Source organism: Streptomyces sp. HNM0574 (genome assembly GCF_012726235.1).
Lineage (GTDB): Bacteria > Actinomycetota > Actinomycetes > Streptomycetales > Streptomycetaceae > Streptomyces.
Map to the genome: position 1 here is coordinate 251499 of NZ_JAASAH010000004.1, position 12658 is coordinate 264156.

The window sequence follows — 12658 nt, forward strand, 5'->3', positions numbered from 1 at the left end:
TCCGTCACGCTCCCTGGCGTGCCGCGATCGCCTCGTGCACCATGCCGACGAGCAGTTCGTCGGCGTCACGGCGGCCGAACTCGGCGGCGGCACGCGCCATCTCGTGCAGCCGGTGCGGGTCGGCCAGGACCGGGAGCACGTCGCTCTGGATCCACTGGGTCGTCAGTTCCGCGTCGTCGACGAGGAGTCCGCCGCCCGCCTTGACCACCGGCTGTGCGTTCAGGCGCTGTTCACCGTTGCCGACCGGCAGCGGCACGTACGCGGCCGGGAGGCCGACCGCGGACAGCTCCGCGACGGTCATCGCGCCCGCGCGGCAGAGCATCATGTCGGCCGCCGCGTACGCGAGGTCCATGCGGTCCACATACGGTACCGGGACGTACGGCGGCATACCGGGCATGTTGTCGATCTGCGGCAGTTCGTTCTTCGGGCCGACCGCGTGCAGCACCTGGATGCCCGCGCGCTGGAGGTGCGGAACGGCCTGCTGCACGACCTCGTTGAGCCGCCGGGCGCCCTGCGAGCCGCCGGAGACCAGGAGCGTCGGCAGGTTCGGGTCGAGGCCGAAGGCGGCGCGGGCCTCGGGTCTGGCCGCCGCGCGGTCCAGGGTCGCGATGGCGCGGCGCAGCGGGATGCCGACGTAGCGCGCGTTGCGCAGCTTGCTGTCCGGCGTGGAGACGGCGACGTGACGGGTGTACCGCGAGCCGATCTTGTTGGCCAGCCCGGGGCGGGCGTTGGCCTCGTGGACGACGATCGGCACCCCGAGGCGCTTGGCCGCGAGGAAGCCGGGCAGGGCGACGTAGCCGCCGAAGCCGACGACGCAGTCGGCCTTCGTCTTCTCCAGGATCGCCTCGGTGGCCTTGATCGTGCCGCGCAGCCGCCCGGGCACCGTGATCAGCTCAGGGGTGGGCTTGCGCGGGAGCGGGACGGCCGGGATGAGCTCCAGGTCGTATCCCCTCTCGGGCACGAGCCGTGTCTCCAGGCCGCGTTCGGTGCCGAGGGCCGTGATCCCCACGGTCGGGTCCTGCCGGCGCAGGGCGTCCGCGAGGGCGAGCGCGGGCTCGATATGGCCGGCGGTCCCCCCACCGGCGAGTACGACGTGCACGCTGATTCACCGCTCTCCGGACGGCGGCCGTTTCGTCCGCCGTCTCATCGTTGTCCATCTCACCCCTGCCGGCCTCCCCCGCGGAGCGAGCTGCCGCAGAACAGGCTGCCGCATGGCCAGGGCCGCCCGGGCCGCCGGGTCGCTGCGCGCGAGGGCGATCAGCAGCCCGATCGCGAACATCGTCGGCAGCAGGGCCGACCCACCGTAGGAGAACAGCGGGAGCGGGACACCGGCGATCGGCAGCAGGCCGAGCACCGCACCGATGTTGACCACGGCCTGGGCCGTGATCCAGGTGGTCACGCCTCCCGCGGCGTACCTCACGAAGGGGTCCTCCGTGCGTCCGGCCACGCGGATACCCGCATAGCCTAGAGCCGCGAAGAGAGCGAGTACCGACAGCGTCCCCGCCAGGCCGAGTTCCTCCCCGGTCACGGCGAAGATGAAGTCGGTGTGCGGTTCAGGGAGTTGACCCCATTTTTCCACACTCGCTCCGAGGCCGGAACCGAACCATCCGCCGGAGGCCAGCGCGTAGATGCCGTGGACGGCCTGCCAGCACTGGTCGTTGGCGCCCGGGTCGGTGGCGGCGATGCAGGAGAGCCTGGACATGCGGTTGGGGCTGGTCCAGATCAGCAGGGCGCCGACGGCCAGCGCGGAGAACAGGACGCCCGCGAACAGCCGGGTGGGGGCGCCCGCGAGCCAGAGCAGTCCGAAGAGGACGGCCGTGAGAATGATCGCAGTGCCCATGTCCCCGCCGAGCATGATGAGTCCGAGCAGGAGCAGGGTGACGGGGACGAACGGGACGAGCAGGTGCTTCCACTGCGTCAGCATCCCCTTGTCGCCCTTGCGCGCGAGCAGGTCGGCGCCCCACAGGACGAGCGCGAGCTTGGCGAACTCGCTGGGCTGGAGCTGGAACGGGCCGCCGAGGTAGATCCAGTTCTGGTTGCCGTTCACCATCCGCCCTATCCCGGGCACCTGGACCATGCACAGCAGGACGACGGAGACCGCGAGCAGCGGGTACGACAGGGCCCGGTGCAGGCGGAGCGGCATCCGGGCGGCGGACAGCAGGAGCACGCCGCCGATGGCCGCGGCGACGAGCTGCTTGCTGAAGAAGTACGTGGAGTTCAGGCCCTGTTGGAGCGCCTCGATCTGGGAGGCCGAGAAGACCATCACCAGGCCGAGCACGGTGAGCAGCAGGCTGCCGCCGAGGATCAGGTAGTACGCGGTCAGCGGCCGGTCCCAGGTGCGCCGTACCCGGGTGTGGAACCGCTTGAGGGGCGAGGTGCGCCCGCCGCCCTGCCGCTTGCCGCCGCGTTCGGGACGTGGCGGGCGCCGGGGCGCGGGCGCGGGGGTACGGCGCGGCCGCGGGGTGGAGGCGCGCCCGGCGGAGGAGCCGCCGGATCCCGCCGGGGACTTGGCGCCGGAGGAACGCTGGGTTCCGCGCAGCAGCGTCCCCGGACCGTACGCGGACGCCGGTGCCCCCGCCGCCGCGAGCCCGCCGAGCGGGGCGAACAGCGGCGGCAGGGCGGGCAACGGGAGGCGCAGGGAGGCGAGGAGGGAGGACCGGAGCCGGGACGCCGGAGCGCCGGCCCGGGCTTCCGGGTCCGGAGGTGCGTCTCTGCCGCCCTCGTGGACGGGGCAGTTCGGCCCGTCCGGCCCGAACTGCCCGTCCCGCGCCCCGTCACGAGGTGCCGCCGGTGAGCGGTCGCCGACAGCCGTCATAGTCGTGTGCCCCCTGTGGATTGCCCGCGCCGCGGTCACCGGGGACCCGCCGCGGGCTACTGCTGCTCTTGCCGCTCCCGGCCGTCGGCGGCCAGGTCACGCACCGCGTCGGCGAAGGCGTCGCCGCGGGCGTTGTAGTTGACGAACATGTCCATCGACGCACAGGCCGGTGCCAGCAGGACCGTGTCGCCGGTGACGGCCAGGCGCGAGGCTTCCGCGACCGCCGCTGACATCGCTCCAGTGTCGGTCCGTTCGAGGTCGACCACGGGAACATCCGGGGCGTGTCGCGCCAGGGCCTCCCGGATGAGGTGGCGGTCGGCACCGATGAGGACGGCGGCCCGCAGCCGCTTCGCCGCGTTCCGTACGAGCTCGTCGAACGTCGCGCCCTTGGCGAGGCCGCCCGCGACCCAGACGATCGGGTCGTAGGCGGCCAGGGACGCCTCGGTGGCGTGGGTGTTGGTGGCCTTGGAGTCGTCGACGTACGCGACGCCGTCGACGTCCGCGACGTGCTGGATGCGGTGCGCGTCCGGCTGGAAGGCGCGCAGGCCCTCGCGTACCGCGTTGGCCGGGACGCCGAAGGCCCTGGCGAGGGCCGCAGCGGCCAGCGCGTTGGCGATGTTGTGCGGGGCCGCCGGGGTCACGTCGGAGACCTCGGCGAGTTCCTGGGCCTGCTCCGCGCGGTTCTCGACGAAGGCGCGGTCGACCAGGATGCCGTCGACGACGCCGAGTTCGGACGGCCGGGGGCTGCCCAGCGTGAAGCCGATGGCCCGGCAGCCCTCGACCACGTCGGCCTGGCGGACCAGGCGTTCGGTCTCGGGGTCGGCGACGTTGTAGACGCAGGCCGTGCGGTTGCCCTCGTAGATGCGGCCCTTGTCGTCGGCGTAGGCGCGCATGCTGCCGTGCCAGTCGAGGTGGTCGGGCGCGAGGTTGAGCACCGTCGCGGAGTGCGGGCGCAGGCTCGGTGCCCAGTGCAGCTGGTAGCTGGAGAGCTCGACGGCGAGGACGTCGTACGGCTCTTCCGAGAGGACGACGTCGACCAGCGGGGTGCCGATGTTGCCGACCGCGGGGGCGCGGTGGCCGGCGGCCCGCAGGATCGACGCGAGCATCTGCACCGTCGTCGTCTTGCCGTTGGTGCCGGTGACGGCCAGCCAGGGCGGGGCGTCGGGCCCGCGCAGCCGCCAGGCCAGTTCGACGTCGCCCCAGACGGGGACGCCGGCCTCGGCCGCGGCGGCGAACAGCGGGCTGTCCGGCTTCCAGCCGGGCGAGGTGACGACCAGCGTGGTGCCGGGCGGCAGGGTCCCGGCGTCGCCGAGGCGGACCGTGACGGCGCCGCCGGTGGCGGACTCCAGCTCGGCGGCCCGGCCGCGGTGGGTCTCGCTGTCGCCGCCGTCGACGACGGTGACGCGGGCGCCGAAGCGGGCCAGCGCGCGGGCGGCGCTGATGCCGCTGACGCCGAGCCCGGCGACGGTGACCTCGCGTCCGGCGAACTCCTCGGCCGGGGCGGGCGGCTGCGTGGGCTCCGTCATCAGTTCACCGCCGCCCAGCCCGCGTAGAAGATGCCGACGCCGACGATGGCGCAGATGCCCTGGATGATCCAGAAGCGGACCACGACGAGGACCTCGGACCAGCCCTTGAGCTCGAAGTGGTGCTGGAGCGGCGCCATCTTGAAGACCCGCTTGCCCGTGAGCCGGAAGGAACCGACCTGGATGACCACGGACATGGTGATGATGACGAACAGGCCGCCGAGGACGGCGAGCAGCAGCTCCGTGCGGGAGGTGATGGCCAGACCGGCGAGCGCGCCGCCGAGGGCGAGGGAGCCGGTGTCACCCATGAAGATCTTCGCGGGCGAGGTGTTCCACCACAGGAAGCCGAAGCAGGCACCCATCAACGCGGCCGAGACGACGGCGAGATCGAGCGGGTCGCGTACCTCGTAGCAGCCGGGCCCGGCGGTCAGCGCGTTGGCGCAGGACTCCTGGTACTCCCAGATGCAGATGAAGACGTACGCGCCGAAGACCATCACCGAGGCGCCGGTGGCCAGGCCGTCGAGGCCGTCGGTGAGGTTCACGCCGTTCGACATCGCGAGGATCATGAACAGCGCCCAGATGACGAACAGCACCGGTCCGATGGACCAGCCGAAGTCCTGGGTGAAGGAGAGCTTGTCGGACGCGGGGGTCTGGCCGCGCGCGTCCGGGAAGTTGAGCGCGAGGACGGCGAAGGCGATGCCGACGATCAGCTGGCCCGCCATCTTCGCCTTGGCCCGGAGGCCGAGGCTGCGCTGCTTGACGATCTTGATGTAGTCGTCGAGGAAGCCGACCAGGCCCATGCCCGCGAAGAGGAACAGCACCAGCACGCCGGAGAACGTCGGCTGGCTGCCCGTCAGCAGCTTCGTGAGGGCGTACGCGAGGAGCGTCGCCAGGATGAAGGCGATACCGCCCATGGTGGGGGTGCCGCGCTTGCTGTGGTGGTTCTGCGGACCGTCGTCACGGATGAACTGCCCGTAGCCCTTGGAGGCCAGCAGCTTGATCAGCAGCGGGGTGCCGACCAGGGACAGGATCATGCCGATGACACCGGAGAAGAGGATCTGCCTCATCGCTGGGCGACCTCACCCTCGGCACCCGCAGCACCGTGGCCGCCCTGGAGCAGGGCGCCGGCCACGCGCTCCAGGCCGACGGACCGGGAAGCCTTGACCAGTACGACATCCCCCGGGCGCAGTTCGCCTCTCAACAGGTCGACTGCCGCCTCAGCGTCGGACACGTGCACCGACTCCTCACCCCACGAACCCTCGTTCTTGGCGCCCATGTCGAGCCAGGCGGCCTCCTGGCCGCCCACCGCCACGAGCTTGCTGACGTTGAGCCGGACGACGAGCCGTCCGACAGCGTCGTGCTCGGCGAGCGCATCCTCGCCGAGCTCGGCCATCTCGCCGAGCACCGCCCAGGTACGGCCCCCCGACTCCTTGCGCGCCCCGCCCATCGCGGCCAGGGCGCGGAGCGCTGCCCTGGTCGAGTCGGGGTTGGCGTTGTAGGCGTCGTTGACGACCGTGACACCGTCGGCGCGTTCGGTGACCTCCATCCGCCAACGCGAGAGCGTGCCCGCGGCGGAGAGCGCGTCGGCGATCTCCCCTGCGGGCATGCCCAGTTCGTGGGCGACGGCCGCCGCGGCGAGCGCGTTCGACACGTGGTGCTCACCGTACAGCCGCATGGTCACGTCACCGCACCCGGTGGGTGTGCTGAGCGTGAAGGAGGGCTGACCGTTCCCTGTGAGCCGGACGTTCTCGGCGCGGATGTCGGCGTCCTCGGACTCGCCGAAGGTGAGCACGCGGGCCCGGGTACGGGCGCTCATGGCGCGTACGTAGGGATCGTCGGCGTTGAGCACGGCGAGGCCGTCCTCGGGAAGGACCTCGACGAGTTCGCCCTTTGCCTGTGCGATCTGCTCGCGGCCGCCGAACTCGCCGATGTGCGCCGTCCCGACGTTCAGCACGACGCCGATCGCGGGCGGGGTGAGGCCCGCGAGGTAGCGGATGTGGCCGATGCCGCGGGCGCCCATCTCCAGGACGAGGTGCCGGGTGTCCGCATCCGCGCGCAGCGCGGTGAGCGGCAGCCCGATCTCGTTGTTGAGCGAGCCCTGGGGCCAGACCGTGGGGCCGATCCGCTCCAGGAGCTGCGCGATGAGGTCCTTGGTGCTGGTCTTGCCGGAGGAGCCGGTCAGCGCGACGGTGCGCGTGCCCAGCTTCTCCGTGGTGTACCGGGCGAGGGCTCCGAGGGCGCGGGTGACGTCGTCGACGACGACGGCGGGCACACCGACGGGCCGGGTCGCGAGCACGCCCACGGCTCCGGTCTCCACTGCGGTACGCGCGAAGTCATGGCCGTCGACGCGTTCTCCGGCGAAGGCGGCGAAGAGACTGCCGGGAACTGCTTCCCGGGAGTCGATCACCACGGGTCCGGTGACCCGGGCTTCCGGGTCCGGTATGTCGCACTGCTGCCCGGAGACGACAGCGGCGATCTCGGCGAGGGATAGGGGAATCATCGATTCTCAGGCGTCTGTCCGGTGGGTTTCTGTCCGGTGAGTGGTCGCGGAGGCCCCTGCCTGCTTGCGGCGGATGGCTTCGCGCAGTTCCTGCGTGTCGTCGAAGGGGCGTACGACCCCCGCGATGTCCTGGCCCTGCTCGTGGCCCTTGCCGAGGACGATCACGGTGTCGCCGGGTTCGGCGTGGCCGACCGCCACGGCGATCGCGGCGGCCCGCTCCTCCTCCAGGAGCACGGTGCCGCGCTCGTGCGCGGGTACCTCGGCGGCGCCGCCGAGCATGGTGGCGAGGATCGCGAGCGGGTCCTCGGAGCGGGGGTTGTCCGAAGTGAGGACGGCCGTGTCGGAGAGGCGCGCGAGCGCCGCGCCCATGGCCGTGCGCTTGTGCGGGTCGCGGTCGCCGCCGCAGCCGAGCACGGCGTGCACCTTCCCGCCGGTGACCTTCCGGACGGCGTAGAGCACGGACTCGACGGCGTCCGGCTTGTGCGCGTAGTCGACGATGGCGAGGAAGTCCTGGCCCGCGTCGACCCGTTCCAGCCGGCCGGGGACGCCCGCGACGGAGGCGATGCCGTCGGCCGCGGTCTGCGGGTCGATGCCGGCGGCGGCGAGCGCGGTGATCGCGGCGAGCGCGTTCGCGACGTTGAACGGGCCCGGCAGCGGGGCAGCGGCCCGTACCTTCTGGCCGTCGGGGCCGACGGCGGTGAAGGACGAGCCGAGCGGGCCCAGCTCGACGTCCTCGGCACGCCAGTCCGCGTCGGGGTGGCCCTCGGCGGAGAAGCTGGTGACCGGCACCTCGGATTCGCTGATCAGGCGGAAGCCGTACTCGTCGTCGAAGTTGACGACTCCGGCGCGGGAGCGCGCCTTGGTGAACAGCTGCCGTTTCGCCTGGAAGTAGTCCTCCATGTCGGGGTGGAAGTCCAGGTGTTCCGGGCTGAGGTTGTTGAAGACCGCGATGTCGAAGACGCAGCCGTCGACCCGGCCGAGGACCAGCGCGTGGCTGGAGACCTCCATCGTCACCGAGTTGACGCCGCGCTCGCGCATGACCGCGAACAGCGCCTGCAGCTCGGTGGCTTCGGGCGTCGTGCGCTCGGCCTTGATCCGCTCGTCGCCGATCCGGGACTCGACGGTGCCGATCAGACCCGTCGGCGCGTCGTCCTTCTTGGCGAGCTCGCGGAGGCCGCCGTCGATCAGGTACGCGGTGGTGGTCTTGCCCGAGGTGCCGGTGATGCCGATCTGGAGCAGGCCCTCGCCGGGCTCCCCGTACACCGTGGCCGCCAGTGCGCCCATGCGGCCGCGCGGGTCCGGGACCGTCAGCACCGGGAGGCCGGTGCCGGCCGCGCGCTCGGCGCCTGCCGGGTCGGTCAGGACGGCCACCGCGCCGAGCCCTGCGGCCTGGTTCGCGAAGTCGGCGCCGTGGAACCTGGCGCCTGGCAGGGCCGCGTAGACGTCGCCGGGGCGGACCGCACGGGAGTCGTGCGTGATGCCCGTCGCGGCGGCATCGCTCTCAGCGCCCTCGGGGACCTCGGCGCCCAGCTGCCGGGCCAGCTCCGCGAGCGGAACCGGTCGCACATGTGTGGGACGGGGCGGTACGGGGTAACTCTGATCAGCTTGTGGCACGGCGGTGAGCGTACCGGGCCCGGCGCCCGTGGGGCGAAGCGAGGGGTTTGCGGGGGACGGAGACCCCTGAGGGTTGCACTGCTGCTGAGTGATCGTTCTCACGTGGCGCTCTTCCGCTCAGTCGCCGGACCGGGCGAGGACCGGCAGCCTGGCCGGGCCCTCTCCGGTGGGCGGGATCTGGAGGGACTTCAGGGCGAACTTCATGACCTGCTTGTAGACGGGACCGCAGACGCTGCTGCCGAAGTAGCTGCCCTTCTTGGGGTTCTGCACTGCGCAGTAGACCGTGATGCGCGGCTTGTCGGCGGGAGCGAAACCCGCGAAGGAAGCCGTGTAGCCCTTGTAGCGGCCCGTCTGCGGGTCGACGCGGTTGGCCGTGCCGGTCTTGCCCGCGACCCGGTAGCCGGGGATCTTCGCCGTCGTCCCGGTGCCCTCCATGTCGTCGACGACGGACTCCAGCATCTTCGCCAGCGTCTTCGCCGTCTTCTCGCTGACGACCCGGTTCTTCTCCGGCTCCGGGGCCTTGCGGTAGCGGCCGTCCGGACCGGTGGTGCCGCGCAGCAGCGAGGGCTCGGTGCGGACGCCGCCGTTGGCGATCGTCGAGTAGATGGACGCCGCCTGGACGGCGTTGAGCGAGAAGCCCTGGCCGAACGGGATCGTGTACTGCTGCGAGGCGCTCCAGTCCTCCGGCTTCGGGAGGATGCCGGAGGTCGCGCCGGGCATGCCGAGGCCGGTCTCGCGGCCGATGCCGAAGTCCCGCAGGTAGCGGTGGAGGACCTGGTTGGCCTGTTTCTGGGTCTTGCCGAGCTGTTCGGTGGCCAGAATCGTGCCGATGTTGCTGGACTTGGCGAGGACGCCGTTCAGCGTGAGGTGCCAGGTCTCGTGGTCGACGTCGTCGGCGAACGAACGGTCGGCGCGCTTGAGCCGGTTGGGCACCGTGACCTCGGTGGCCGGGGTGGCCTTGCCCTCCTCCAGCACGGCCGCCATCGACATCAGCTTCGCCGTCGAACCGGGCTCGTACGCGTCCTGCACGGCCGCGTTGCCGAGCGCGTCCGGGTCGGCGCGGGTGATGTCGCCGGGGTCGAAGTCGGGCGCGTTCGCCATCGCGAGGAGTTCGCCGGTGCGGGTGTCCTGGACGATGACGTAGCCGCGGTCGGCCTGCGACTCCTCCACCTGCTCGACGATCGCCTTCTGCGCGGCCCACTGGATGTCGCGGTCCAGCGTGAGGTCGACGTCGGCGCCTGGCCGGGGCGGGCGCTCGCGGACGCCGGCCGTGGGCACCTGGCGGCCGCCGGACTGGGCGTAGGTGATCTTGCCGTCGCGGCCCGCGAGTTGCTTGTTCATCTGCGCCTCGAGGCCGGCTCCGCCCTTGCCCTCGGCGTTGACGAAGCCGAGGACGGAGGAGGCGAGCTTCTCGTTCGGGTAGACGCGCTTGGCGTGTTCCTCGCGGTAGATCCCGGCCAGGACGCTGCCCTTGCCGGCGGGGACGTCCTCGGCCAGATCGGCCTTCAGCTTCTTGATCTTCTGCCAGACCTGCGGGCTCTGCTGCCGCGCGAGCAGCACGTACCGGGTCTTCTTCCTGGACAGCTTGGCCGCCAGCTCCTGCTCGTCCTCGCCCAGCACCGGCGCGAGCTGCGCGGCGGCCCGCTCGGGCGCGTCGGCGACGCCGGTCTGCTTGCGGGTGAAGAGGTACGGGTCGGCGGTGATGTCGTACGCGTCGACGGTGGTGGCCAGCGCCGAGCCGTCCCGCGCCGCGATGGTGCCGCGCTCGGCGACCTGCGGGACGGTGATGTAGCGGTTGACGGCGGCCTTCTCGGCGAAGGCGCTGGCGTCCACGGCCTGCACCTGGAGGAGCCGGGCGGTGAAGACGAGCACGACGAAGGTGAGCCCGAAGGTGATCAGCCGGAGCCGCGGCTTCGGCTTCGCCAGCCGCAGCCCGGCGCCGCCACCGGAACCGGAACCCCCGGAACCGCCCGGGCGCCCCGCCGGTCCCCCGGGCCCGCGCGGCCCCTTCGGCCCGCTGCCGCCACGCGCCCCCGCTCCGGCGCGCGAACTCCCGCCGCGCGCCCCGGACTTGGCGGAGGCCGCACTCCCGGCCGGACGCCGTCCGCCCTTGGCCGGCGCCCCGTCCGCACGCCGCTGCCCCTCGCCACCGGACGGACGGCCGGACGCGGACGCTCGCCCCGGCGACGCGGGACGCCCCGACGAAGCCGGCCGGCCGGAAGGCGCCGGCCGCCCCGACGAGCCCGGCGGTTCGGCGCCGGAGCCGCTCGGGCGCCGGCGCGGTTCACGGGGACGCTCGCTCACCGTGCCTCCTGCTGCGGGTCGTTCGCTGCGGGCTCGGGCTTTCCCTTCACCGTGCCGTCCGGCTCCAGGAACGCGGGGGTGCCGCCCGGGACCAGCCCGAGCTCCCGCGCCCGCTTCTCCAGACTGCCGGGCGCCGAGTACGAGTCGACCTGCTGCTGCAGCGCCTGCTGCTCGTCGGTCAGCTCCTCCGTCTGCTTCTCCAGCTTGCTGAGCTTGAACGACCCCTGGTTCACCGAGGCGTTGAGCAACAGCAGGGCCAGCAGTCCCGAACCCAGTATCAGGACGACGAGCAGAACGAACGGCGCGCGGGCCGCCGTCGACGTGCCCGAGGGCACCAGGCGGGAGAGCCGGGCGAGCCGTTGCGTTCCACTCATGGCGTGTGGGCCTCCCTGATCCGTTCGGCACCGCGCAGCCTGGCCGGGGCGGCACGGCGGTTCTCGGAGATCTCGTCCTCGGTGGGAAGTTCGGCACCACGGGTGAGCAGCTTGAGCCGCGGCTGGTACTGCTCGGGCACGACGGGCAGCCCCTCGGGCGCCGTGCTGGTGGCCCCCGCGGTCAGCACCTGCTTGGTGAGCCGGTCCTCCAGCGAGTGGTACGAGAGGACGGCGATGCGGCCGCCGACGCCGAGCGCCGCCACCGCGGCGGGGATCGCCCGCTCCAGCACCGCGAGTTCGCCGTTGACCTCGATACGCAGCGCCTGGAAGGTGCGCTTCGCCGGGTTGCCGCCCGTCCGCTTGGCGGCCTGCGGGAGGGCGTCGCGGATCAGCTCGACGAGGCGGGCGCTGCGGTCGAAGGGCTGCTTGGCGCGCTCCTTCACCACGGCCTCGACGATCCGCTTCGCCTGCTTCTCCTCGCCGTACTGCCGCAGGATGCGGACGAGTTCGCCCGGCGGGTAGGTGTTGAGCACCTCGGCCGCGCTGATGCCCGTCGTCTGGTCCATGCGCATGTCGAGCGGCGCGTCCTGCGCGTAGGCGAAGCCGCGTTGGGCCTCGTCGAGCTGCATGGAGGAGACGCCGAGGTCGAAGAGGACGCCCTGCACGCGGGGCAGGCCGAGCCGCTGGAGGACCTCGGGGAGTTCGTCGTACACGGCGTGCACCAGCGTGGCCCGCTCGCCGTACGGGGCCAGCCGCTCGCCCGCGAGTTCCAGGGCGCGCGGGTCGCGGTCGAGGCCGATGAGCCGGGCCTCGGGGAAGGTGCTCAGCAGGGCCTCGCTGTGGCCGCCGAGCCCGAGCGTGCAGTCGACGACGACCGCTCCGGGTTCGGTGAGGGCGGGGGCCAGCAGATCCAGGCAGCGCCGCAGCATCACCGGGTTGTGCCGCTCGCCGGCTGTCCGCTCGTCGCTGGTCATGTGCCCTCTCACTCTCTTACGGGCTCAAGACCGCCCGGCGGCAGGGCCCGTGGCGTCCACGCTCCCCGTCCTCGGCCGCGCTCGCGTGCCGCCGCCGCTCCGTCCGCTCGGCCGGGGGCCGCCGGGGCGCAGGCCGCGAGGGGGCCTGCCGGCGGGCGGGGAACGGGAGGAGGCCGAGCCGCACGCGCCGTGTGCGCGAGGGATTCCGGGGCCTGGGGAGTGTCGCGCCTCCCACGTCGCGCAACTCTAGTCCACTGGGCACGGCGGTCAACCACGGGCCGAGAGGCGCGTCCGCGCAGCTCCCGGAGGCCCTCGGGAGCGGTCGGACCCGGTCACGGAGCGACCGGTTTCCGGTCGCGGACGGACCCTCGGCGGGCGGGCCCGTACCGTCCCGGGCGCCCGGGACGGCGGGACACGGGCGGCAGCCCCGTGAACACTGTGGGTTGCCTCACATGTCGCCCACGCCGCGCCCCGGCCGCCGCGGGCGTCTACGGTCGTGACCACGCCGGGCGCTCCCGCGCGTACGGGGCTGCCGGCCGCGGCGTTCCGGGGCA

General features: G+C 72.7%; 9 protein-coding genes. All 9 read right to left on the reverse strand.

Going from position 1 to position 12658, the window contains the following annotated elements:
• Positions 1-4: 4 nt before the first annotated feature.
• The 9 genes from murG to rsmH all read right to left on the reverse strand — a co-directional run bounded on the left by murG (position 5) and on the right by rsmH (position 12104).
• Positions 5-1099, reverse strand: a complete 1095-nt coding sequence (gene murG / locus HCC30_RS10155) for an undecaprenyldiphospho-muramoylpentapeptide beta-N-acetylglucosaminyltransferase (RefSeq protein WP_169442091.1) — start codon at positions 1097-1099, stop codon at positions 5-7.
• A 6-nt stretch (positions 1100-1105) separates the two neighbouring features.
• The gene (ftsW, locus tag HCC30_RS10160) at positions 1106-2542 is read right to left on the reverse strand and encodes a putative lipid II flippase FtsW (protein WP_169442259.1); all 1437 of its coding nucleotides are present in this window, start codon (positions 2540-2542) and stop codon (positions 1106-1108) included.
• Positions 2543-2871: 329 nt separating this feature from the next.
• Positions 2872-4341, reverse strand: a complete 1470-nt coding sequence (gene murD / locus HCC30_RS10165) for a UDP-N-acetylmuramoyl-L-alanine--D-glutamate ligase (RefSeq protein WP_169442092.1) — start codon at positions 4339-4341, stop codon at positions 2872-2874.
• Complete coding sequence (gene mraY / locus HCC30_RS10170; RefSeq protein WP_169442093.1) at positions 4341-5405, reverse strand: phospho-N-acetylmuramoyl-pentapeptide-transferase; 1065 nt, start codon at positions 5403-5405, stop codon at positions 4341-4343. The genes murD and mraY overlap by 1 nt, the downstream gene beginning before the upstream one ends.
• Positions 5402-6838: a UDP-N-acetylmuramoyl-tripeptide--D-alanyl-D-alanine ligase gene (gene murF, locus HCC30_RS10175; protein ID WP_169442094.1), complete on the reverse strand. Its 1437-nt coding sequence runs from the start codon at positions 6836-6838 to the stop codon at positions 5402-5404. Before murF ends, mraY begins: the two co-directional genes overlap by 4 nt.
• 6 nt (positions 6839-6844) lie before the next feature.
• Positions 6845-8452, reverse strand: a complete 1608-nt coding sequence (locus HCC30_RS10180) for a UDP-N-acetylmuramoyl-L-alanyl-D-glutamate--2,6-diaminopimelate ligase (protein WP_346776568.1) — start codon at positions 8450-8452, stop codon at positions 6845-6847.
• Between the two features lie 117 nt (positions 8453-8569).
• The gene (locus HCC30_RS10185) at positions 8570-10384 is read right to left on the reverse strand and encodes a penicillin-binding protein 2 (RefSeq protein ID WP_206323651.1); all 1815 of its coding nucleotides are present in this window, start codon (positions 10382-10384) and stop codon (positions 8570-8572) included.
• A 368-nt stretch (positions 10385-10752) separates the two neighbouring features.
• Positions 10753-11130: a septum formation initiator family protein gene (locus HCC30_RS10190; protein ID WP_169442097.1), complete on the reverse strand. Its 378-nt coding sequence runs from the start codon at positions 11128-11130 to the stop codon at positions 10753-10755.
• Complete coding sequence (gene rsmH / locus HCC30_RS10195) at positions 11127-12104, reverse strand: 16S rRNA (cytosine(1402)-N(4))-methyltransferase RsmH (protein WP_169442098.1); 978 nt, start codon at positions 12102-12104, stop codon at positions 11127-11129. Before rsmH ends, HCC30_RS10190 begins: the two co-directional genes overlap by 4 nt.
• Between the last annotated feature and the right edge of the window lie 554 nt (positions 12105-12658).